General features: G+C 34.8%; 26 protein-coding genes and 1 pseudogene. 22 read left to right on the forward strand and 5 right to left on the reverse strand.

What is annotated here, in order from left to right:
• Positions 1 to 62 precede the first annotated feature (62 nt).
• The 3 genes and pseudogenes from LC455_RS21200 to LC455_RS21210 all read left to right on the forward strand — a co-directional run bounded on the left by LC455_RS21200 (position 63) and on the right by LC455_RS21210 (position 3,140).
• The gene (locus LC455_RS21200) at positions 63 to 1,079 is read left to right on the forward strand and encodes a phosphotransferase enzyme family protein (RefSeq protein WP_223593732.1); all 1,017 of its coding nucleotides are present in this window, start codon (positions 63 to 65) and stop codon (positions 1,077 to 1,079) included.
• Between the two features lie 281 nt (positions 1,080 to 1,360).
• Positions 1,361 to 2,717, forward strand: a pseudogene (locus LC455_RS21205) (IS3 family transposase).
• Positions 2,718 to 2,969: 252 nt separating this feature from the next.
• The gene (locus LC455_RS21210; protein ID WP_223593856.1) at positions 2,970 to 3,140 is read left to right on the forward strand and encodes a hypothetical protein; all 171 of its coding nucleotides are present in this window, start codon (positions 2,970 to 2,972) and stop codon (positions 3,138 to 3,140) included.
• Between the two features lie 133 nt (positions 3,141 to 3,273).
• Here the strand turns inward: LC455_RS21210 and LC455_RS21215 are convergent, their stop codons facing one another.
• On the reverse strand, positions 3,274 to 3,546 hold the full coding sequence (locus tag LC455_RS21215; protein WP_317851460.1) for a hypothetical protein: 273 nt from the start codon (positions 3,544 to 3,546) through the stop codon (positions 3,274 to 3,276).
• Positions 3,547 to 3,791: 245 nt separating this feature from the next.
• On the opposite strand from LC455_RS21215, the gene LC455_RS21220 reads away from it, so the two are divergent.
• The 8 genes from LC455_RS21220 to LC455_RS21250 all read left to right on the forward strand — a co-directional run bounded on the left by LC455_RS21220 (position 3,792) and on the right by LC455_RS21250 (position 9,301).
• Positions 3,792 to 4,007, forward strand: coding sequence for a CotD family spore coat protein (locus LC455_RS21220; protein ID WP_223593733.1), 216 nt, complete (start codon positions 3,792 to 3,794; stop codon positions 4,005 to 4,007).
• 268 nt (positions 4,008 to 4,275) lie between these two features.
• Entirely contained in the window at positions 4,276 to 5,649 is a 1,374-nt protein-coding gene (locus LC455_RS21225; protein ID WP_223593735.1) for a hypothetical protein, read from the forward strand.
• A 473-nt stretch (positions 5,650 to 6,122) separates the two neighbouring features.
• Complete coding sequence (locus tag LC455_RS21230) at positions 6,123 to 6,587, forward strand: Imm30 family immunity protein (protein ID WP_223593737.1); 465 nt, start codon at positions 6,123 to 6,125, stop codon at positions 6,585 to 6,587.
• 160 nt (positions 6,588 to 6,747) lie between these two features.
• Entirely contained in the window at positions 6,748 to 6,873 is a 126-nt protein-coding gene (locus LC455_RS31760) for a hypothetical protein (RefSeq protein ID WP_317851461.1), read from the forward strand.
• Complete coding sequence (locus LC455_RS21235; RefSeq protein WP_317851465.1) at positions 6,870 to 7,283, forward strand: GrpB family protein; 414 nt, start codon at positions 6,870 to 6,872, stop codon at positions 7,281 to 7,283. Before LC455_RS31760 ends, LC455_RS21235 begins: the two co-directional genes overlap by 4 nt.
• 501 nt (positions 7,284 to 7,784) lie before the next feature.
• On the forward strand, positions 7,785 to 8,213 hold the full coding sequence (locus LC455_RS21240; protein WP_223593738.1) for a MarR family winged helix-turn-helix transcriptional regulator: 429 nt from the start codon (positions 7,785 to 7,787) through the stop codon (positions 8,211 to 8,213).
• 43 nt (positions 8,214 to 8,256) lie between these two features.
• Positions 8,257 to 8,895, forward strand: a complete 639-nt coding sequence (locus LC455_RS21245; RefSeq protein ID WP_223593740.1) for a nitroreductase family protein — start codon at positions 8,257 to 8,259, stop codon at positions 8,893 to 8,895.
• A gap of 109 nt (positions 8,896 to 9,004) precedes the next feature.
• Positions 9,005 to 9,301 (forward strand): putative quinol monooxygenase, encoded by a 297-nt coding sequence (locus LC455_RS21250; RefSeq protein WP_223593742.1) that lies wholly within the window; start codon positions 9,005 to 9,007, stop codon positions 9,299 to 9,301.
• Positions 9,302 to 9,664: 363 nt separating this feature from the next.
• On the opposite strand, the gene LC455_RS21255 is transcribed toward LC455_RS21250, so the two are convergent.
• The gene (locus LC455_RS21255) at positions 9,665 to 9,931 is read right to left on the reverse strand and encodes a hypothetical protein (RefSeq protein WP_223593743.1); all 267 of its coding nucleotides are present in this window, start codon (positions 9,929 to 9,931) and stop codon (positions 9,665 to 9,667) included.
• Positions 9,932 to 10,337: 406 nt separating this feature from the next.
• Here LC455_RS21255 and LC455_RS21260 point away from each other — a divergent pair, with 406 nt between their 5' ends.
• Both LC455_RS21260 and LC455_RS21265 read left to right on the forward strand, forming a co-directional pair.
• Entirely contained in the window at positions 10,338 to 10,703 is a 366-nt protein-coding gene (locus tag LC455_RS21260) for a putative zinc-binding protein (RefSeq protein WP_223593745.1), read from the forward strand.
• Positions 10,704 to 11,076: 373 nt separating this feature from the next.
• Positions 11,077 to 11,523 (forward strand): DNA mismatch repair protein, encoded by a 447-nt coding sequence (locus LC455_RS21265; RefSeq protein ID WP_223593747.1) that lies wholly within the window; start codon positions 11,077 to 11,079, stop codon positions 11,521 to 11,523.
• A gap of 225 nt (positions 11,524 to 11,748) precedes the next feature.
• On the opposite strand, the gene LC455_RS21270 is transcribed toward LC455_RS21265, so the two are convergent.
• The gene (locus tag LC455_RS21270) at positions 11,749 to 11,961 is read right to left on the reverse strand and encodes a hypothetical protein (RefSeq protein WP_223593748.1); all 213 of its coding nucleotides are present in this window, start codon (positions 11,959 to 11,961) and stop codon (positions 11,749 to 11,751) included.
• 297 nt (positions 11,962 to 12,258) lie between these two features.
• Here LC455_RS21270 and LC455_RS21275 point away from each other — a divergent pair, with 297 nt between their 5' ends.
• On the forward strand, positions 12,259 to 12,531 hold the full coding sequence (locus LC455_RS21275; RefSeq protein ID WP_223593750.1) for a stage V sporulation protein S: 273 nt from the start codon (positions 12,259 to 12,261) through the stop codon (positions 12,529 to 12,531).
• Positions 12,532 to 13,419: 888 nt separating this feature from the next.
• Positions 13,420 to 14,874, forward strand: a complete 1,455-nt coding sequence (locus tag LC455_RS21280) for a DEAD/DEAH box helicase (protein WP_223593752.1) — start codon at positions 13,420 to 13,422, stop codon at positions 14,872 to 14,874.
• 303 nt (positions 14,875 to 15,177) lie between these two features.
• On the opposite strand, the gene LC455_RS21285 is transcribed toward LC455_RS21280, so the two are convergent.
• A complete protein-coding gene (locus LC455_RS21285; protein ID WP_223593754.1) occupies positions 15,178 to 15,504 on the reverse strand; it encodes a luciferase domain-containing protein in 327 nt (108 codons plus the stop codon).
• A gap of 571 nt (positions 15,505 to 16,075) precedes the next feature.
• Between LC455_RS21285 and LC455_RS21290 the strand changes: the two genes are divergently transcribed.
• From LC455_RS21290 to LC455_RS21310, 5 genes are all read left to right on the forward strand, one after another.
• Positions 16,076 to 16,522, forward strand: coding sequence for a hypothetical protein (locus LC455_RS21290; RefSeq protein ID WP_223593755.1), 447 nt, complete (start codon positions 16,076 to 16,078; stop codon positions 16,520 to 16,522).
• A 136-nt stretch (positions 16,523 to 16,658) separates the two neighbouring features.
• Positions 16,659 to 17,132, forward strand: a complete 474-nt coding sequence (locus LC455_RS21295; protein ID WP_223593756.1) for a GNAT family N-acetyltransferase — start codon at positions 16,659 to 16,661, stop codon at positions 17,130 to 17,132.
• Between the two features lie 77 nt (positions 17,133 to 17,209).
• The gene (locus LC455_RS21300; RefSeq protein WP_223593757.1) at positions 17,210 to 17,518 is read left to right on the forward strand and encodes a hypothetical protein; all 309 of its coding nucleotides are present in this window, start codon (positions 17,210 to 17,212) and stop codon (positions 17,516 to 17,518) included.
• Between the two features lie 248 nt (positions 17,519 to 17,766).
• Positions 17,767 to 18,279: a DinB family protein gene (locus LC455_RS21305; protein ID WP_223593758.1), complete on the forward strand. Its 513-nt coding sequence runs from the start codon at positions 17,767 to 17,769 to the stop codon at positions 18,277 to 18,279.
• Positions 18,280 to 18,672: 393 nt separating this feature from the next.
• Positions 18,673 to 19,056: a MarR family transcriptional regulator gene (locus LC455_RS21310; protein ID WP_223593759.1), complete on the forward strand. Its 384-nt coding sequence runs from the start codon at positions 18,673 to 18,675 to the stop codon at positions 19,054 to 19,056.
• Between the two features lie 378 nt (positions 19,057 to 19,434).
• Here LC455_RS21310 and LC455_RS21315 read toward each other — a convergent pair whose 3' ends face one another.
• Complete coding sequence (locus LC455_RS21315; RefSeq protein ID WP_223593760.1) at positions 19,435 to 20,178, reverse strand: hypothetical protein; 744 nt, start codon at positions 20,176 to 20,178, stop codon at positions 19,435 to 19,437.
• Positions 20,179 to 20,521: 343 nt separating this feature from the next.
• On the opposite strand from LC455_RS21315, the gene LC455_RS21320 reads away from it, so the two are divergent.
• Together LC455_RS21320 and LC455_RS21325 are read left to right on the forward strand one after the other, a co-directional pair.
• Positions 20,522 to 21,598: a hypothetical protein gene (locus tag LC455_RS21320; protein ID WP_223593762.1), complete on the forward strand. Its 1,077-nt coding sequence runs from the start codon at positions 20,522 to 20,524 to the stop codon at positions 21,596 to 21,598.
• Between the two features lie 306 nt (positions 21,599 to 21,904).
• Positions 21,905 to 23,350 (forward strand): DEAD/DEAH box helicase, encoded by a 1,446-nt coding sequence (locus tag LC455_RS21325; RefSeq protein WP_223593764.1) that lies wholly within the window; start codon positions 21,905 to 21,907, stop codon positions 23,348 to 23,350.
• The last annotated feature ends 198 nt before the right edge of the window (positions 23,351 to 23,548 follow it).

A 23,548-nucleotide genomic window follows, 5' to 3' on the forward strand; every position in this document is an offset into this window, starting at 1 on the left:
TTTAAAAAAAATGTAAAATTAATTTGCAGGATTAGCGGAAGTAATGCTGAATAAAATTTACAATGCCTAGAAAATCATGGCTTAAGAATCGGAAAGAGGGGTTTGGAATGCTGGAGGAAATGGTGTTAAAATCAGCAGCAAATGCATTCGGGCTTGATTCGAGTCTACTTACACATGTGGGCGGCTATATCAATGACGTCTATCAATACCCAGCACAAAATGGGGGTCCTTCAAGGATAATACGATTGACAAAACAATCGTGGCGTAACCAAAAAGAGGTATTGGCAGAATTGCACTTCATGAAATATCTGTTTGATAACGGTGTTTCTGTTCCTGATATACTCCCATCAAAAGATGGAAATTTGGTTGAAAGTGTGGCAGGCGGTTATCACGTTGCTATGTTCACCAAAGCTCCTGGTCGAATCCCTGTTGAAGAAGATTGGAACGAGAAAATGGTTGGCAACTGGGGTCGCATTGTTGGACAGATGCACTTACTTACCCAATCCTATGTCCCTCTACAAGGAGTTAAACGCCGTGATTGGAAACAGGAGCCTTGGATGGATATGATGCGTCACCTGCCACATGAAGAGCCGATTGTTCGGCAGAAAGCGGATGAGCTGTTAAATTGGTTGGAGACTCTTCCAAGGGATAGTAAAAACTATGGTCTTGTCCACTGCGACCTTTACGATCAAAATTTTTTCGTCACGAAAGACGGAAGGATTACGGCATTTGACTTTGATGATTGCTGCTATCATTGGTTTGCTTTTGATGTCGCCATCATCCTTTACTTGTTCATCGCAAGATTCAACCGACAAGGAAAAAAGAGTGAGTCGCTCGATGATCACGTAGCCTGGTTCTTCGACGCGTTTCTAAAAGGCTATCAAGAGGTGAACATCTTCGATAATGGATGGTTAAAAGCTATGCCGCATTTGCTGCGTTATCGTCGGTTGCTCGGTTACAACTTATGGCACCAGCGTTATGACTGGAAAACAGTAGATGGCGAATTAAAGACGAAATGGTTACGTATGAAAGCGGAGATTGAAGCAGATGAACCAGTGACCAATTATCCATTTGGATGATGATCTTCGGTTTTGTCGCTAATAAGAAATTGTTTCGAAGGAGTTTCATGCTGGTTTTTATCAAGAGATTCATAAAATGAATCTACGCCAATGAATTCCATTCCTGAGTTATCAGGGTACTTACTCCAAGGCTTCTCACCAGTTTTAGATTGTGCAAGCCCTTGTAGATACTGGCAGATTAGTTTAAGTACATTCTTTCACAAAGTTAAAGAAAAAGCCGATCATTCTGAACTGCACCCCAATTGTTAGACACGTCGAACAATTGGAGGTGCAGTTTATTTATGGCGAAATTTTCTCCAGAAGAAAAAATACAGGCAGTAAGACAATATTTAGATGGTAATGAAGGAGGAAAAACAATTGCTAAATCTATTGGTGTTCATCCTAGTATTCTTCACCAGTGGATTAAACAATATGAAATTTATGGTGATGATGCTTTTGAAAAACGCTATACTTCTTACCCCGCACAGTTTAAACTAGATGTACTTAATTATATGAACGAACATGGGACGTCTATCAGGGAAACAGCGGCGATTTTTAATATTCCATCTTATGAAACTCTTCGTAAATGGAAAGTTGCTTTTGAATCAGAAGGATTTGATGCCCTGCATGAAAAGAAAAAGGGGCGTCTATCTTTGAAAAATAAAAATACCAAAACAAAAAATACTCAAGCCAATGAAGGATCAATAGAGGCATTAAAGGCAGAGAATGAACGGTTACGTATGGAAGTTGCCTATTTAAAAAAGTTGAATGCCTTAGTTCAAAACAAGGAAAAATCACCAAACAAGACAAAGTACTAGTAGTCTATGAATTAAGGCATGAATTTTCGGTGAATGCACTTCTACAGCTCGCAGACATTCCGCGTAGCACATATTACTATTGGGAAAAAAAATTGGTTGTCTTGATCCAGATGAAGAACTGAAAATATTGATTAAATCTATTTTTGATGAACATGAAGGTCGGTTTGGTTACCGTCGTATTCGTGATGAACTGAGAAATCGGGGACACAAAGTCAACCACAAAAAGGTGCAGCGTATCATGAAAGAACTAGGGCTAAAATCTTTGGTCCGTATGAAAAAATATCGCTCTTACAAAGGTACTGTGGGCAAGATTGCACCGAATATTTTAGATCGTAATTTCAAAGCTGAAAAACCAAATGAGAAATGGGTTACAGATATTACGGAGTTTAAATTATTTGGAGAAAAACTATATTTATCGCCGGTTTTGGACTTATTTAATGGTGAAATTATTACTTATACAATTGGTTCAAGACCTACTTACTCATTAGTTTCAACAATGTTAGAGCAAGCTTTCGAACGTTTAACAGGCGAGGATAACCTCCTTATTCATTCTGATCAAGGTTGGCATTATCAAATGAAACAATACCGTCATGCCCTTCGTGATCATGGCATTTCCCAAAGTATGTCCCGTAAAGGGAACTGTTACGATAACGCGGTAATGGAAAATTTCTTTGGGATCATGAAATCGGAACTTCTTTATTTAAAAGAATTTGAGAGTGTAGCACACTTTAAACAAGAACTAGCAAAATATATCGAATATTATAATCATAAACGAATTAAGGCAAAATTAAAGGGCATGAGTCCGGTACAATATCGAACTCATGCCCAGCAAGCCGCCTAACGAAATAACCTGTCTAACTTTATGGGGTCACTTCATTCTTAGGAAAAGAAAATCGGCTTTTTTTTTAACTAATTCATTTTTAAATTATAAACAAATATAATACGAACAAATTCAGGAACACATAGGTCCACAAATAGTGAAGCAATTCTCACTAGTACTTAAATTTACATATGCATTAATTGTTCATATTGGAAATTGTTGATTTAAAGTAAAAGAGAAAGTGAATGTAGTTGAACAGGGTTAATTATAAAGGTGAGTATACCCAGTGCTTCTGGTAAAAAGCCACAAATACCAGCAAAATTGCCAAGGGAACAAAATATGGGCGGCGGATTCGAGGTACAAGAAACAAAGCTAGTGAGTGCACACGGAAATAATGAAATTAATTGCACAAAAGATTGTGGAGATGGTGATACAATTTCATAATTCCAAGTCAGACCGCCATTTGTTAAGCCAGTAAATTTAATCGTTGCTCCATTAGAAAGTTCTAAAAATTCTGGACAACTTGGCGGTACTGGTAATGTTTCTATTAAATCAATAACATTTTTAAATTTGAATTCTAAGAGCATTTTTTCTTGATGACGTCACTAAGGGTACTTTGAACACTTGCATTGACATCTATTAGATCTCCTGATGAGACCTCTGCAGGTGAAAGCGTAACAACTGAGTCACCTAGTTTTCCAAGAACGAACTGCAGCTTCTCTGCCTCAGCGTTCATAATATGAGCAAGAGCCAACTCCTCAAGAGCAATGGAACTGAGAAGTAAAGGAATAGTTTGTTCAACAGAAACTGAAATCAACGGTGTGATATTTGGTATATTCGGTAAAGACAAATAATCACCACTATTTCTAGTAAAAAATAGGTACATAACTAGTCCGCTTATACAAGAATCCACATAGACTGTTGTTGTAACAAGACATATTCACAATGAGGTCATTTAACGATGAAAAGAAACTTTCCACCATCAAACATGATGCCGAATATGATACCGCCTGTACGACCATTGCAAGCCCAATACTGCCCACCTCAATTATGTCCGCCAATATACTTGTCCGCCTCTAGCGTTTCCTGTACAGTATGACCCACCCACAACAATATGTAAAAACAAATATATTTAATAAGGTAGTCACACATGTCCATCCTCCTCATACGACAACAGTTTACAAACTTCATATTAATCATCAACATTATTTTCCATACACAGAATCATGTGTAAATGAGTGTTGTAAGACACATACGATGTGCGGAGTACCGGTTAATCCGTGTTGTCCTCAAGGACCATTCGGATTTTAATTTACTAAACCTCCCATTCCTTTGAATATGATTACTCAAAAGATGAATCATTTTCGTATCCAATTAATAATGCCATGAAATATCCGAAAAAAACAGGAATCATTTCACTCATTAGAAGTCTATTTTCCGAGGTTGAAATTAACAAAGTTTTTTCTTATGGACTCGTTGCTGTTGAGGAAAATGTGATTGAATATGTTTTATAAAAGCAGATGAAATACAAGAAAATAAAAATTGAAGGCAATGAAATTGTTGATAAGGGGGTAACCAAATGGATCATACCAATGAATCGAACTCATCCAACATGAAGTATTGGGGTTCCATGATGAAGTCCAATCAGGAATTTCAACAGGAATTGCACAAAGAGATTCAGAGTCTAATACAAAAAATTGGTAATGAAAATTCACCTATAACAAATTTATTAACAGAAAAAACTGATCTTGTTAATAGGTTTCAGGAATTAGAATTTGAGAGAAACCTATTATTTTATAAAGAACTACAAAATAAAAATGCCCAACTAAATGGACTATACGAACAACTAAGAAAAGAAAAGGCTCAATTAGCAGCAATATATGAAGAGTTAAAAGAAGAAAAAAGCCAATTAGCTGATTCATATGAAGAATTAAAAGAAGAAAAAGATCAATTAGCAGGCTCATATGAAGAATTAAAAAAAGAAAAAGATCAATTAACTGACTCATATGATGATGTAAAAGAAAAATATACTCAATTAGCTGACTCATATGATGATGTAAAAGAAAAAAATGCTCAATTAGCTGACTCATATGATGATGTAAAAGAAAAAAATGCTCAATTAGCAAGTTCATATGAAGAACTAAAAGAAGAAAAGGTTCAATTAGCTGACTCATATGAAGAATTAAAAGAAGAAAAGGTTCAATTAGCTGATTCATATGAAGAATTAAAAGAAGAAAAAGCTCAATTAGCTGACTCATATAAAGAATTAAAAGAAGAAAAAGCTCAATTAGCTGTTTCATATGAAGAATTAAAAGAAGAAAAAGCTCAATTAGCTGATTCATATGAAGAATTAAAAGAAGAAAAAGCTCAATTAGATCATTCGTACAAGGAATTACAAGAGGCAAAAGATGAGTTAACCATATCCAGTGTTAAACTTTTACAAGCAAATGTACAAATGGATATACAAATGAAAGCACTTAAATCAACAATCAATCATTTTGAAGAAGTATTTATGACCCCGCTAAGTCCATTATTGAATAGATTACTTGAAACGGAATCGATAAGAGAAGATTTACCAAAAGTGGGGATAGAGCCGCTCGATGGAAAGTCTCCAAGAAATTACTTGGCTCTTTCCAAATTAACTGGTCAATTGTATTTAGCACGTTGGGTTCAGGAGTCCCTTTTTGAATCCAAGAAAAAAAATCTGGTCTATTTATCAGATAGTGAGCTTGGTTTGATTGCAGAAATTAATCAATATTATCGTGCTGAAGGATGCCAATGGGATATTTTAGTAGTACCTGAACCTGGCAGATTTGAGGGTTCCCTAGTTCAAGATTTTTATACACCATTACGTTATTATAATAAGTTCTCAGGTGTGTATACACCGGCTTTCTTTCAAAAAGATAATGTTCCGCCAACCTTTAAAGCACGAGTAAAAGGTCAATTATACTAAATTTCATCAGAAAGGCAAACGGGGCTTAAGCGCTTCCCTTTGCCTTTTTTCCTTTTCTTATTTTAATCAGAGGGTACAGAAGGTGAATAATGAAAAAGATAAAAAACATCAATTGTTTGTGTATCATCGTAAGTTGGAATAATGGAAACCTAATTTAAATTAACAAAGGAGGTTATCCTGGGTAAAAATAGCTTAGTCATTTGTACTTTCTTCAAGTGTGGAGGGTGTATTAGGACCCTTCAAACAAAGGGGTTTAAATAGGGGGGAGACTAAATCCCGACTTCTCATCCTACGAACGTACTGCCAGGTAAAGGGCAACCATTTCATGGAATATGATTTCAGTTAAAATTAGATTTGTGAAATTTTTCACTTAAACTAACGGGGCAGTTTAGTTGAAGAAGAAAAGCCAAATACATGTTAAACTTATTGTAATAATAAGAGTCAAGGATTGGAGTAAAAGGGAGATGTATTGTTTGAATATTCACCAAGAGATAGAAAAGCTAAAAAATAGTAATTTACTCAAAAGTGATAAGGATATTAATGATTTTGAAGAAGCCATTACACGCATTGTAGGTGTTGGAGATTTAATCTGTATTAAATACCTTTGTGCTGGTTTTCATGATGATACAGAACATGATGAGATAATGTTTGGTTTAATCCACGCAATTGAATCATTTGACCAAAATTATCCCTTATATGACACCTTAAAGGAATTAGCTGAATCAGTACCACTTATGTTTCCTCACGCAAAGGAATGGGCTAAAACTTTACATAAACGAATTTTAAATCATAAATCCACACTTGAAATTTATGTAGATGTTGTATCAAGGTCTAACACACCTACCAAGAATTTAATTGCAGAAATTGTAACTGAAATAAAACATAAAAATCCTTCAAGATTTGAAGAATCAGCAGATAGGTTTTTAAGTTCAATATAAGAATTTTCTTCTTCAACTAACGGGTGCAAGAGTTGAAGATCGAAGCTGTCTTTTTGGCAGCTTTTCTTTTTTAGTAACATTACATTTTTTTAACAAGACTGTCACTTATTATAGAATTATTAATCCACTATACAAAGATTTTTGGAAAGAAGGGATTGGAATGGATAATCGTGCAATGAACATTATTGTTAAAGACTATGATGAAAATTGGGTTCAATTATTCAAAACTGAAGAAAAAAAATTCGTGAAATTTTCAAAGACGAAATCGTTGAAATTCATCATATAGGCAGTACAGCCGTACCAGGATTAAAAGCAAAACCAATCATTGACATTATGCCAATAGTTAAAAATATTGAAATTATTAATACGTTTAATGCAAAGATGATTGAAATAGGTTATGAGCCTCTTGGGGAGTTAGGGATAAAAGGAAGAAGATATTTCCGAAAAGGTGGGGAAAATAGGACACACCAAATACATATTTTTCAATTTGATAATGACTTTGAAATTGAACGTCATTTAGCTGTTCGTGATTATCTAAAATCACATAAAAAAGACGTAATTGAATATGGAAAGCTAAAGGAACAACTTGCTAACGAGTTCCCTAAAGATATTGAAGGATATAGCAGTGGTAAAGATGATTTTGTTAAAAACTTGGAACGAAGAGCAATTGAATGGAGACAAAAAAATAAGAGGTAATCTTCTATTTTTCTACATCAACGGGTGCGATCTTTAAGATAAAGGTTGCCTTCTTTTCTTATTCCAAAAACAAGATTGTGAAATATCGTACCTAATCTTTCTGGGGCAATAGTTAAAGAGGAAGATCGCTGCGGCGGTCTTATTTTTCTTGTTCCACTAACGGGGCAGTTTAATTAAACAATCGTCATTAGCTTTTTTTCCACAATCGGGCCAGATTGTAGAAGAACTATTTACATAAGGGGTACCGCCACATGCCTATCAAGCTAATAGTTTCAAGTACCCCAAAATGAAAATTTTATCTTTACAGCTATTTATGAGAGAATTCAGCTCATTTTTTTTATTTGCGGTAATTAATTTCGTTAGGTTGATCGCGATGTAACACCACCCCTAAAAGGAGAAATACAAAATACTTGCATTTTAAGTCCAATTGAGATAAATTATTTGATGTATCAATATTTGATGTATCAAATAATTTTTAGTGCACAAAAAGGAGGGAAGGGATTGACAAATTCATGCTCTAAGGAAGCAATTATTTTATATAAATTACATTTTCTCAATAAAGAAATCAGTTCGAAATTTGAAGGGTGTACAGGTGTTAGTCAGTCGCGCCTTGAACTTTTACGCCATCTTTATCAAGTGGATGAAATGAGCCAAAAAGAACTTCAAAAAGAGATAAATATTGACAATGCTGCAATCACGCGGCATTTAAAACAACTCGAAGCAAACGGGATGATTTTAAGACGAAAAAAACCAAGTGACAACAGAATCACTCTAGTGAGCCTTACTGATTATGGACGTCAAAAAATTAGTTTCTATCAAGAAGAAAAGAAACGTTTCGTCACTTCTATGCTAAAAGATTTTTGTGAAGAGGAACGAGAATTGCTACTTGATATGTTAAATCGTATTCAAAATAGCATAAAAGAAATCTAATACGTAAATAAAGAATTAGCTATACAAAGGAGAAGATTCATCTATGATTATCACTCAACAAACAAAGGACTTTAAAGAAATTTTAATGGGGCGCCGTTCAATTCGTAACTATGACACATCTGTAAAAATCAGCAAAGAAGAAATGACAGAAATCCTTACCGAAGCAACACTTGCACCTTCTTCAGTTAATATGCAGCCATGGCGCTTTCTTGTCATTGAAAGTGACGAAGGAAAAGCAACACTTGCACCACTTGCACGCTTCAATCAAACTCAAGTTGAAACATCTTCAGCAATGATTGCTGTATTTGGTGATCTAAACAATTTTGAATATGGTGAAGAAATTTACAGTAAAGCAGTTGAGCTTGGATATATGCCTTTAGGAGTAAAAGAAGGACAAATGAGTAGACTTACAGCTCACTTCTCAACATTAGATCCTCAAGTAAATAAAGAGACAGTATTAATTGATGGTGGCCTTGTGGCTATGCAACTAATGCTTGCAGCACGCGCACATGGATACGATACATGCCCAATCGGTGGTTTTGAGAAGGATAAAATTGCAGAGGCATTTGGCTTAGATAAGGATCGTTATGTACCAGTTATGCTCATTTCAATTGGTAAAGCAGCTGACAATGGTTATAAATCTGTTCGCCTTCCAATTAACAAAGTTGCTCAGTGGAAGTAATTTGAAAAGGAAATAAGCACTGCGGTGCATGTATCAATGCACCGCAGTGTTCATTATTGGTTTGCATTTTATTTATCATAAAAGCATTGAAAGAAGAGGGAGAAGAACGATGATTATTATTCATGCTGTAATTCATATAGACTTAACAAAGCAACAAAGTTTTTTAGAAGAGATAGAAACACTAATTCATGCATCAAGACAAGAAAGTGGAAATATTTCTTACAATTTATATAAAGATACAGAAAGGGAACATACATTTACCATGGTTGAAGTTTGGCAAGATGCAGCGGCTGTAGCAAGCCATAATACAAGTGAGCATTTTACCTCTTTCGCGGCCAAAGCTAGTACCTTTTTAGTTGCACCACTTGATATAAAAGCATTTGATGGATACCTTTTGAAAAGTTAGAGAGCCCTAGTGCAAAAATCTTAAGTGAGTTACAAGTAGACATTACTTTTTTAATTAAAACGGTTTTAACAGCCTTTGATATTCAAGTAAAGGGCGCTTTTCTTTAGTAGGAAGGCGTCTTTTTGATATGCCCCTACACATTAAGGGATTAGATTTTGTTAGGGTAAAAAAAGATTGTGAAGATTTTCACTTAAGCTAACGGGTGCGATGGTTCAATAAATGAGCTGTCGCTTCCTTGTTCCACTAACGGGGCAGGATAGTTGAAGAAGGAACCGAAGACATTCTTACCGAATTAAGGTTATTTACACTAAAAGAAGAAGCACCGTGTATGCGGTGCTTCTTAATCATTTGAAAGGTTAGGAACTATATTTGCCCTGGATAAAATGCCTCGTTGATTTCCCAAGACTCAACTATTTTGCGGGCTATCAAAGGTTGATATCCCATACCCATAAGGTACGCTATAGCGGCAACCTCTCGTAAGGCATGGACATAATTAGTGTGTTTTGCTTCGTGTAATCCATATGGGACAAGATGTTCAACGTTACTTAATACCGTGTGTTTTAAAATGTTTGGATCATAATGATGAGGTTGACTAAAGTGATAAGGATTGTGTTGGTAAGGGTTATACAAATTACATTCCTCCCTAAATAAAAATAATTTATAAAGTCATCATTAGTCTATGTGTGTTTTGTCATCGGTGAAACTGATACTGAATAATTAATAATAATGGGATTTGTTTAATATTTTAGACATATGAAAAAGATTCTTGTTCAACAAACGGTACAAGAATATTAGATCCAGCTGCCATTAAAGGCGGCTTTTCTTATTGTCCTAACAAAGCAGGTTAATTGAATAAGGAATTGATCAAAGGAGAAGGGGGATTTTTCCTCTTTTCGATTGAATTTATAGAATAGTGACATTATTCACAGAATTTAAATAACAAATAAATTAAAATGAATTTTAGTTATTCAGCTAAGGGTGTGTCATATAAAACACATATTTTAGTTAATCAAAAGACATATAGGGGGATAGAACGGTGAAAAAAAATGACTTACCTATTGTATATTCATGCTCTGGATGTTCATCAGCTGCACAAACTGCTAACATGATTGCTATTAAAATGGATCGGGAAAAATTAGCTGAAATGTCCTGTATCGCTGGTGTTGGGGGTGATGTCAAACCACTTGTTAGAACAGCAAAATCAGGAAGAGATATCATTGCAATTGATGGTTGTTCCTTATCCTGTTGCAAAAGTTCTTTAGCTAGACATGAAGTTCAGCCCAAACATCATTTAGTTCTTTCTGACTTTGATGTACCAAAGATAAATGGTAAAGACCCTGACTCTAAAACTTATATAAGTGCATATAAACGTATTTTTGAACTCATTAATGATCATTTTTAATCGTTGATTTTATTTCTGAACAACATCGCTATTTATCCATTTTAGTAGGATTTTTTTTAATTGTCCTTTTTTAACTGTGCTTCTTTTTCTGTTTCAAAAGCAACCTTGTGAAAAGATGAACTTAAATTAACGGGTGTTTATGTTAAAGATGGTATGACTACGGCTATCCCGTTTTCTTATTGTACTAACGGAGCAGTTTAGTGGAACAAGATTTCCGGAGTAAGCAACTATAAAAACGGCAGAATCAACCGTTTTAAATTTGGTTATTAGAGGGTGGGATTGTTGAATTTGGTACAAAACTAATATAAAGGGTGAAGTTTACAAATACTAAATACTAAATCCCTTTATTAAGCAAGTAAAGTAGGAGAAAATAATGAGTATTGAAATGGAAAAAGAGCATCTTATCCAGCACGGCTTAAAAGTGTTTGAAGAAATTGGGGCTAATGAAATTTGCAGCGTCTGTATTAGAAGTGGAAATTCTTGTTGTCATGGATGTGAATTCTTAAAGGATAAGGAAGGTTGTCAAAAACGTAACACCTCTTGTATGGCGTGGCTATGCGGCTTACAAAAACTTTATTTTAAAGAGATTGGGTTATTAGATGATTGGGAAAAATTGTGGGCAAAAATACCAGGTAAATTACACCGTGGAGATGTGACTCCTGATATTGTGAAGGTGAATACATTACTCAAAGTTAAACACATTAATAAAAACTCAGGAAAGTTAATGGCTGATAAATTCAAAACTTTTGTAGAAGATGGGGGTAACTTAGAAAAATTAGAGAGACGTTTACAACACGATTTTGTTATGGAAAAACTATAAATATTGTAATTGCTTTACATTTTTTAAGAGCCGATCCAAAAGAAAAAAGAGGACACAAAAATTTAAATAGACTGAAAATCGATTTAAATTTTTGTTATAATTTACAAGTCATCATATTAGGATGAAAGGCAATTGTGACAGCCTTTTTCTTACTCGTTAACGGAGTTAATAAGTTGAAGAACTCGGATGTCCTGTTGTGTTTCACCCGAATAAAAATGTACCCGATTATTCGGATCCATATTTAATTATTCCATGTAAATAAACTGAGTATTCTCGCTGTACACATTCTCTTAACTTGATTTTCCCTTCCCTTTCTAATTCTCCAACCAATTCTTCAATCTTTTTTTCATCTTCTTTTGTAGCCTTTGGAATCTCTGTTGAAAACAAATTACCTCGACTTGAATTGCGTAGATTTTTAAATAAACCAACTTTATTCATTGGGTCATCCCCTTTTTCTATTATTTTCGACATTAAGAAGGTTTTTTCCTTTGAATACTAATTATTTTCTAAAGTTTTCTTATTCAGCTATCGGAGCGCAAGAGTTAGAGATCAACGGACAGATCGGAAGCTCTTTTTTCTTGTTGAAATAACGAAGCGGGATAGCACAAAAAGAATCAAAGGAATAAGATCAATAGTTCTGTTTGATTTGAATTTGAATATTATTAAAGATACTTAATTACATTCTTCTTTCCAGTGATCATATCAAGCAATTAAATAATAGGGGGAAAAATTTATATGGATACTGTATTAAAAGTATCATCAAAATCAAATCCGAATTCAGTTGCAGGTGCAATTGCAAGCATATTAAGAGAGAGAGAAAATACAGAAATTCAAGCGATTGGAGCGGGTGCTTTAAATCAAGCGATTAAAGCAATTGCGATTGCAAGAGGATTCGTAGCTCCCAGTGGTCTTGATCTGGTTTTTGTTCCTGCATTTACAGATGTTTTAATCAATAATGAAAATAGAACAGCAATCAAATTATTGGTAGGTCCTAGAAAAAAACGATAGATTTGCGTTGAGACGATCAATAAAAGAATTATTTTTAATAAATTTTCCTATTACTATATTAGCTTGTTGTGCTGACGGGTGCTATAGTTAAACGTAAAGCCTGTTATTGAGTAAAGTTTTTCATATTGGATATCTTTCAGGTTAAATGGATAAGAAGTAACCCTTCTTTGAGGAATTTTTTGTTTTTAAGAAAAGTTCTGTTAAACTTTGATGTTGTTTTTTGTATTCATTTACTGTTGTGCCTCCCTGTAATTCTACGAAAGCTCCAAAATTAGTATACCTGTTACTTTACCTTGTACCTTGCTTCCTACTTCGACTGACATAAAAATTATTTTCCCCCTCAATATTGTTAAGAACACTTTATTATAACAAATTATTGAGTGAAATAATATCAACTGGAGTTATTTTCCTTCCACCTATTCGCATTCCTCCTCATCCAACCCATTTCTTATTAAAGGATTAGTTTGCCAGTGGGTTTTTTCAGAATTTCATCTTTGCATATTCCAAGATAGGGGGTTTCGTAAAAAACTTTTCTGAGAACAAGATGTTTTTATGGTAAATAGTAAAAACGAAAGTGTTCATTGTTCTTCTAACGGGTGCTTAAGTGCAAGAAGGATTGCAGTCACAGCGATCCTTTTTTCTTTTCGAAAAATGGGAGTTTTGTTGAAAAAGCCATACATTCCAATTGCTCATTTACTGGTATAAACTTTAATTATTAACAAATAATCATATTATTACGAACTTTGTTTATAAATTATTATCTTATAAACAAGGGTGGATGCCTTTACTTTCCTAATTAGCTTGTAAAAATTAATGCATATGTGCATTCCATCAGGGAGATTAGTCCAATATTAAAAATTGTAAACAAATATAAGGGGGTTATGAAGTATGACAACATTTCATGAAATGGACATTAGTGAACCCATTCAAAGAGCGATTACGGATATGGGATTTGAAGAAGCTTCTCCTATTCAAGAGAAAGCCATTCCCATAGCTTTGACGGGGAAGGACATTATTGGTCAAGCACAAACAGGTACAGGAAAGACGGCTGCCTTCGCCATACCGATCTTGGAGAAAGTGGATACGAGCAAAAAATATATTCAGGCGATTGCAATTGCACCGACAAGAGAATTAGCTATTCAGGTTTCAGAAGAGATAAATCGGCTGGCAAAATACATGGGCATATCTTCTCTCCCTATTTATGGAGGGCAGTCTATAGAACGCCAAATCAAGGCATTAAAAAAGGTCCCTCAAATTATTACGGGAACACCTGGAAGACTTTTGGACCACATTCAACGTAAAACGCTGAAGTTAGATCGCATCTCAGTGGTGGTATTGGATGAAGCTGATGAAATGTTAGATATGGGCTTTCTGGAGGATATCGAACGAATCCTCAAAGAGACCCCTGAAGAAAAACAAACCTTGCTGTTCTCTGCCACCATGCCCAAACCGATTCAAAATCTTGCGGAAAGGTTTATGAACGATCCAGAGTTAGTAAAGATGAAAGCGAAGGAAGTTACCTCGCCAACTGTAAAGCAAATTTATTATGAGGTTAATGAACGAGATAAATTTGAAGTGCTTTGCCGTCTGCTAGACGTGGATAACCCAGAATTAGCCGTGATTTTTGGAAGAACAAAAAGACGCGTGGATGAATTAAGTGATGCATTGAATAAAAGAGGGTATCTTGCTGATGGGTTGCACGGAGATTTAAATCAACGACAGCGAGATGTTGTGATGAATAAATTTCGTGAGGGAAACATTGATATTTTAGTTGCGACCGATGTGGCTGCGAGAGGAATTGATGTTTCAGGGGTTACCCACGTCTACAATTTTGACATTCCTCAAGACCCGGAAAGTTATGTTCACCGAATCGGCAGAACGGGGCGAGCAGGTAAGACGGGGCTAGCTATTACATTTGTTACACCGAGGGAAACCAGACAGATTCACAGTATTGAAAAAGCCTCGAAAGGAAAGATCCAGCGTAAATCAATTCCGACGGTAGCAGAAGCAATGGAGTCTATACAGAGAGCTGCATTAGAAAAGATGATTCAATTGGTTGAAGAGGAACAGTACATACAGTTTAAACAAGCAGCAAGCGAATTACTCGATCAATACGATTCAATAGCGTTGGTCTCAGTTGCCTTGAAATTGTTGTCGAAGGAACAGAGGGATGCTCCTGTTCAGTTAACTTCCGAGTCACCTCGATATGCCAGTAAGCCTAAAATAAAGGTACAAGAGAAATCAAGGAGAAATTATAAAGGAAATATGGAATTTGGGGGAAAAGGGGGAAATGGCAATCGTAAAAAAACTTCTAGGTCATCTCGAAAAAAGAAAGCATTATGAAATGAATACAAGGAGGATAATAACAATGGATGAAAACAGCCCAGATAAAATTAGAGAAGCTTAAGGGGCAGATGATGAGTATTATGCGGAAATAGGAAATGATGTACTTTTATATTGTGAATTGTTTCACTTACACTAACGGGGTGCAATAGTTCAAGATCGAGCTGCCATATTTGGTGGCTTTTTTGTTATTCAACTAAAGGGGCAGGTTAGTTGAAAAAAGCCTAGAGGGACTCAGACATTTGGAAGTCCCTTATTTATATTAAAGTTAACAATAATATTCAACAGAGCCTAAGTCAAAAATTAACTTTGGTTTCTATCTAATTTTTTTACTAACCTATCGTACTGTAACCGAAAAAGATGAATGACTAAAGTAATATCATCTTTGCTTTTAATGTAATAACTAATCCATCCAGAATCAGGTAAAACATGATGTGGTTGAGCCAGACCTTTTTTTAAAATATCATCTCTGATTGATTTTGGAAATGGAAGATCGGCTAATGTGTCCCCGTGAATGTGACCTAATTCTTTGTTATTATAATTAAATTCAATCCCACCAAATCGATGTGGCTTCTCAGTCACACCTTCCCAGCTGAGAATTTCTTTTTTAATCATACCGATAATGGACAAAGCATCTCACTCCTTAAAAATCGTGTATTTTACTAAATAGAATACGATTTTTCTTTGAAATTTGTCTCAATCCAAAGTATGAATTTATATACGAAAATAGTTTAATATAGGTGGTCTAGGCGTTAGATTTTAAAGCTAATTGCTGATAAGCGACTTTTGTTAGTTCAGCTTGAACTGCAACAAGGGGAGTTTTTTATACTGCGTCTTATTGTACTAACGAAGCAGGTTAGTTGAGGAAGGATAATACGATTAGAATGGAGAATTTACAGCTATAAATGGCTAAGGTAGCAATATATATTAAAGGGGAAATAAAAATGAAACGTGTTTTTTTAGGTATATTAGTGATAATGGTTATCCTTTTAGGAATGTATTTCTTGACTACCAATGCTTAGTTTCTTATTCAAGTAACGGGTCAGGTTATCGCAAGAAGGAATACAACAAATGGGTAGTGAATATTCAATAGGTCCACGGTGATGGTAATATAGGAAAATTGGTTCGATTTAATTGAATATAGGGGGAAAAGATTATTAAAAAATTTAAAGCTAGTCTAGCAGTTTTAACTGTTTTTATATTGGTAGCTTGTAATGCAACTACTTCTAAATCAAAGGACAAAATAGAACATTTCTCTTCTAAAGAAAAGGCATTTCAACATTATATTAAAATTGAAAATGTTGCAGGCAGTATTGATTTAATTACTACTTTACAAGGAGACAAGTTATTAGTAACCCAAGAGAGTACAAATATTTATTTTGTTGGAGAATTAAAAAAGGATGACAATGGATTTTATGCTGAGAAAATTACACCAGGTTTTCAGTTGACCTCAGAAACAAGTTTTGAAATAAACACAATGAATGGCAATAAATACACAATTTATTTTAAAAAGACTAATGATGAACCTAATTACGTTTCGGTATCTAACGGTAAATATTTTGTCTCTATTCTAGAAGGGCATACCTTAAGTGAAGACACATTGACTACAAAAAATGTAATAAATGATGTTGAAGATGTAAAAAAGTAAATTGACTAAAACGTGTAACAGAAGCTGAATTAGCTACATTTAAGGCAGCATTTCTTTTCTTTTCTTTTGCACTAACGGGGCAGGATAGTTCAATAAGAACGAAGATGGTTGTTATTAAAAAAAGGGTTGGATTATTATGCAAATACGGAATGTGAAAAGTTCAGATTATAATGTTATTTCACCATTGATTAACGAATGGTGGGGCGGAAGGCAAATGTCAGATATGTTGCCTAAGTTATTCTTTGTGCATTTCAAAAATACAAGTTTTATTGCTGAAAAAGACGGTGAAATTTTGGGCTTTTTGATTGGTTTTTTGTCTCAATCAGATAAAGATGTTGCATATATACATTTTGTTGGTGTAAACCCTAACCACCGTAAAAACCAAATTGGAAAGCAACTTTATAATGAATTCTTCAATGTGGCCAAGAAGCATAAGGTAAATTTTGTTCGTGCTGTAACTTCACCAGTAAATAAGGTTTCAATTGCTTATCACACAAAGATGGGATTCAATATTGAAAATGGGGACAAAGAAGTGGACGGTGTGTCTGTATTTTCTGATTACGATGGACCAAATCAAGATAGAGTATTGTTTGTTAAAGGGGTAGATTAAATCTGTATTCTTATTTTACTATCGGTGCTTTTGTTGAATTATTTTAATTAAAATGATGTTGATTAGGATGGTCTGTAATGAAAAACAAATTATTGAAAATATGGAATTTATTTATTGATTCAAGTCCACCAGAGCTAACAAAAGAGCCTACCCTTTTGGGTAAATTTATTTTTTTTGTTCTAATAATTGGCTTAGTTCTTTACATTTATGGTATTTTTCATCATAACAAATTAATAAATTTGGTTTGCCATATTTGTGTTGGTTTAGGTATGTTCAGAGTAGGTATTTCTTTATTTGAACATAAATGGCAAAAAATTTTAGTTATTATTGGTCTTTCTTTTTTCCTATTAAATGATTGTTATAGCCTTGGAAAATTACTCTTTTAGTCAAATACGAAGCACAAAAAAAGTGGTCTTCATTGGTACACATTAAAAATTTCTTATTAAGCTAACGGGTGCTGAGTTTAAGAAAGGATTGCTGCGGCGATCCTTTTTTCTTGTTGCACTAAGGGGGCAGTTTAGTAAAGGAGTTTTTATAATAAAACAGAATATATAAGTTAATGAATTTCCTGAATTTGGGCTTTGGGAACCGTTTATCACAAAAGAAGAATAAATGAAAGTGGAGGAAGATTAATATGACACACCCCTCATTAAAAATGTACAACTACCACGTTTGGGCAAATGGAGTTATAATTGAACGTTTGAAAGAACTTCCACAGGATCTTTATCATAGGAAAATTCAGAGTGGTTTTTCTTCAGTATCAAATGTGTTGACTCACATTTATCTTACAGATTATATTTGGTTCGAGGTTATCTCAGGTAAAAGTATGAAACAAGCAATGGCGACCGCTAACCAATTGAGAGAACAAGTGGAAAAGAAAAGTATTGATGAAATAAAAGAAATATTTCAAGACCTATCCGAACAATATAAGGCACTTTTAAACAGTCAAGAGGATATTGAAAAGTTGATTTTAGTGGATAACCCATATGCAGGGTTACTTGAAACTTCTATTTCTGAAACATTACTACACGTTGTTACTCACGGTTCATATCACCGTGGTAATATAGCTACTATGTTACGACATATGGGGCACACCTCCGTTATGCAAGATTTTGGTCTTTACATCTATCAAAATAGAACAGAGTAACTCAGCACAAATTCCCATTACATAAATTTGTTCTTTAACAAACGTGTGCTTTCCTTAAAGCTCTGGCTGCTTATTACGGCAGCCTTTTCTTATTGAACTAAAGGATGCAGTTTAGTGAAAGAAGGAATTATCCAATCTTAATGCGAATTGTTAAAGAGTTAAAAAATGGGATGGCTGCGGCGATCCCATATTCTTATTGTGCTAACGGATGCAGGTTAATTAAAGATTGTTCTAAATCGGAATAGAAATTTCCAATCAAATTGTTTTTAATGAAGGATTATCCCTTTTTAGAAATTTGTTTTAAAATATAATCAAAGAAAACGAGATTCTGACTCTTGGTTAAAAAAAGACAGCATTGAGCTGTGAATCATTATAAATGGAGGAGGAAAAAGGATGGGAGCTTGGGGTTCTGGCTTATGGGAAGATGATTTATCTTGCGATATTCAAGATGAATGGAATGAACTGATGGATGAAGGGGTAAGTCCAAGAAAAGCTACAAAAATAATTCTAAAATCGTGGCAGGAAGAGTTTTCTGATTACGATGATGAAGAAGATAAACAGGCAGATGAATCAATTCTGTTCATTTCTCTTGCAGGTCTTCAAATGAGACATAGGGTTTTGACCGCTTCGGTTAAAAAAAAGGCGATCCAGTTAATTGAAAAAGGTGCAGATCTTGCTCTATGGGAGGAAGGCGATGATGAAAGTTATCAGGAAAGAAAAAAGGTACTGGAAGAGTTTAAAATTAAATTAAAAAACACAAAGTCTAGTCTATTTTAATTTCAGCTTTAGACGAATCTTTTTTATAGAGAATTTAAGAGGATAAAATAATCCAGCTTTTATTAAAACTGGTTGCCTTATTCCAGAATAAAAAGATTGTGAAACATTGTACTTAAACTAACGGGTTGCTTCAGTTAAATAAGGTTTTGCTATTTTATATACCAATAACAATGCCAATACGACTATCATTTCTGCACGAAAAGCACCAAAACGGAACCCTTTATTAAAAGAGTAGAAGTTTTTTTACTTTCGTTGTTTTTAACTAAATTTTCGTCTTACCTATTTTAAATTTTCTTAAGGCCGAAAATATACAAGTTTTTTCTCCACCTGTATATTTTCGGCCTTTTTTGCATTAACCAGCAAATATAAATTTCACTATTAAGCGGATTGTTTTTTGTTTCGTTTTGTTCGTTCTTCTTCCTTTTTATTTGATTTTGGCACTCTAAATAATAATATTAATCCGGCATTAATCATAAGAGTCCATACAAGACCGAATTTAGTACCACTAAAATATATTCCTAAAACGGGTATTAACAGTAACGTGATGTTTTTCACATAATAATTTACTTTAGGATTGATGACCATTAAAACTGAAATAATAACAAGCACCGAAGCTATGATGTTATTTCCCAAAAAGGATTGATTCAGATAATTTACATAGCCGTAGTACCCAAATGATCCGACTATCGCAAATAGGGAGAGATAAAACCTCATCAATGAATTTTTATAAAACAAAATCCACACGGCAAGAAAATTAATTCCTGCACAGATTCCAACTACAATTAAGGTATCCGTAAAATTACTAATCGGATTTTTCATATAGTTTAGAAGGTATTTAAAGTTGAAGTAAACTGCTGCTACTACCAAAATCTTAAAGACGAGTTTTAACCAAAACATCTCCAGCTTCTTTTTCTTTTTTGACGAAGGGAACCTGAATTTCGGAAATACTCTTGCAAAGCCACCATTAACGGCTTTTTTCTTGTTCCTCCCCATGGACAATTCTTTATCTTCTCTATTTTCTCGTTCCCTTTTTACGTCTTGTCTCGTCGGGTAATCTCTTTCTATATATTCTTCGTCATAAGCATTTTCTAATTGTTGGTTTGATTCTGAATTAAAATCCAATGCGTTTTCACCTCAAGTATTTTAATTATGTAATAATATCATATTTCTTTATATTAAGTTATTCTAAGCATTTCTATTACATTTCGGTGTACGTGTCTGCTTCTTGAACTAGATATGACTGATTTGAAAAGTGGAATGGATATGACTGCCTATAAAATATTTACAAATACAGATTAGTACTTTTTTCATAGCATATTTAACGAAAGCACTAACATAGTTTAAACAGGGACCTATTGAGAAAATATTCCAATAGGAGTAAATATTTACATAAATTAATCTCATCGTCCCAATATTAGCTCTATAGTAATCAATCAATTTACGTGAAACCAAGGGGGAAATCACTATGCCAACTTTAACAGGGTTTCGGCCCAGCTCAGCCGGTTTTAAATTTAGTAACAATAACTTTCCACGTGTTGCTTTAAAGACAATTACTGTTTTGGGTAAACAGATTCCGATTGGTGATGCATCTAACGGCCTTTGTGGCGGGATGGTTTATGCTGCAAGGGATTACTTTGAAGCAAAAATGCCCATTCCATCCAATTTAACAAATCCTTCTTCTGGTCCATTGTACGATTATATTGTGAACCGGCTGATTGATAGCTTCAATTTGCCAGGAGGTCCAGTTAAATATATGGAATTGATGAATCCAGCACTGCCGGACCATGAAACAGCAGCTAGTAAAATAGGTCTTGCCCCCCACGGCAGGGCGTGGAGAATGATCAAAGAGGAATGGCCAAGAATAAAAGGTGATCTTGATAGCGGAAAGCTTTCACCGCTTGGTTTAGTCAAAGTTAAATCCCTTGATCCTTTTCAGCTTGGAAAAAATCATGTAGTCCTTGCCTATGGTTATAATTTGAATCAAAACGATCTGTCTATCAACGTCTATGATCCTAATTATCCAAACGATGATAATGTAACGATTTCCTTAAATATTGGGAAGCCCGAATCCACAACCAGCGTTGTTCATTCCAGGTCCTCTACTCCCATTTATAGTTTCTTCCGTACAGATTACACGTTTAAAAGGCCGGTTGATTATAATTGGATTTTAAGCGGTCCGTTTGCTTCAGGTGAAGATATGCAGCCTGGCGAGAAACTCCAGATTGATCAGGCCATTCACTCAAGCAGCGGTACCTATGCGTTTGTTTTCCAAGGTGATGGAAATCTCGTACTCTATAAAAACATCCCCAATAGTCCTAGAAAAGCGATTTGGGCTTCCGGCACCAACGGCAAGGGGCAGGTGGGGATCTGTATCATGCAAGGTGACGGGAACCTCGTCATTTACGACGCATATCAAAAACCGATTTGGTCATCTGATACTTGGACACACCCGGGCAGCAGGGTTGTTGTTCAAAACGATGGGAACGTGGTAATATACCGACCTGATGGAAGGGCAGTCTGGGCAACGAATACGGTTCAATGATAAAGGTATTATTATTGAATTCTACCTATAAAAAATGGTGCAGCCAAATACACTTATTAAACTAGTATAATGATTTGTGTAATAATTTGTTACCAGCTTTTGCAGGTGTTTTTTTACGGCAACGTGTTCTAACTTTTTAGTTAGGCACGTTTTTATTTTTGTAATTTAGGAGCAGCGCCAATCAATTACTGTTCGCTTTTTCCAGTATTTCAAGTATAATGAACCCTATTCAGATTATGCATATGATATATCTTTGAGAGAAATCCTATAGATAAGCCGGATAATACAAAAAAACGAGGTTAATACATGAGTGAAACAAGTTTTGAAGGTTATAATTTAAGCGATGAAATAAGAAGATCATTAGAGGTATTAAAATATGAAGCTCCGACAGAGGTTCAGAGTAAAGTCATTCCATTAGCATTGGCTAATCAAGATCTTGTCGTAAAATCTCAAACAGGCAGCGGCAAGACTGCGTCGTTTGCAATTCCTATTTGCGAAATGATTGAATGGGAAGAAAAATTGCCACATGCCTTAATCCTTACACCCACCAGAGAGCTAGCTGTTCAAGTTCGCGAAGACATTACTAATATTGGCAGGTTTAAACGAATCAAAGCAATGGCCGTTTACGGAAAAGAGCCTTTTTCGAAACAAAAAGAAGAATTGAAACAAAAAAACCATGTAGTTGTTGGTACCCCAGGGCGTGTTTTGGATCATATTGAAAGAGAAACCCTGGTTTTAGATAAAATAAAGTATCTAATTATAGATGAAGCTGATGAAATGCTTAATATGGGTTTTATCGATGAAGTAGAAGCAATTATTAATCAACTCCCTTTAAACAGAGTAACAATGGTATTTTCTGCAACATTACCTTCAGATGTTGAAAATCTATGCTATAAGTATATGGAAAATCCTATTAATGTAGAGATTGAGGCTGGCGGGATCACGACGGCTACAATAGAACATCGTCTAATCGAAGTGAAGGAAGATGAAAAAATTACACTCCTGAAAGACGTTACTGTCGTTGAAAATCCAGACAGCTGCCTTATTTTTTGCCGAACAAAAGAACATGTTGATACTGTCTATACCGAATTGGAAGAATCCAATTATTCTTGTGAAAGACTCCATGGCGGATTAGAACAACAGGATCGGTTTGCTGTAATGGATGGTTTCAAAATGGGGAATTTCCGTTATTTGGTTGCTACCGACGTCGCTGCACGAGGAATTGATATTGATAATGTGACACTTGTTATCAACTATGATGTTCCAATGGAAAAAGAGAGTTATGTCCACCGCACAGGCCGAACAGGTCGCGCAGGAAATGAAGGAAAAGCGATTACGTTTGCAACACCTTATGAAGGAAAATTCGTTAAAAATATTGAACGGTATATTGGCTTTGAAATTCCAAAAATGGATGCACCAAAGCCACATGAAGTTGCCAGTAAGAGGGCTGCTTTCGAAGAAAAAATCAGCGGCCGACGAGTCGTAAGAAATAATAAATCCGCAAGAATTAACCAAGATATCATGAAACTATATTTTAGCGGTGGAAAAAAGAAGAAGCTTCGAGCGGTAGATTTTGTTGGAACGATTGCGAAAATTCCTGGAGTAACTGCAGATGATATTGGGATTATTACGATCCAGGATCAAATGTCCTATGTTGATATTCTGAATGGAAAAGGCTCGCTCGTTTTACAAGCTATGGAGAATGCAACCATAAAAGGAAAGAAGCTAAAAGTTAGTAAAGCACTTAAATAATGAAACCCAGCAAGGACGATTATGCCACATATAATCGTCCTTTAAGTATTTTGAGTAAGTGTCGTATCTGCACGAAAATTGAAATCGTTTCCACGGAAATTAATTGTTTACCCTTGAGCAAGTTTCGGGTTATAATAACATTTATTATTATTTAGGATATCGAAATAAATGAAGGGGAAAAATACTTCTTTAATAGAA

The organism is Neobacillus bataviensis, from assembly GCF_019969725.1.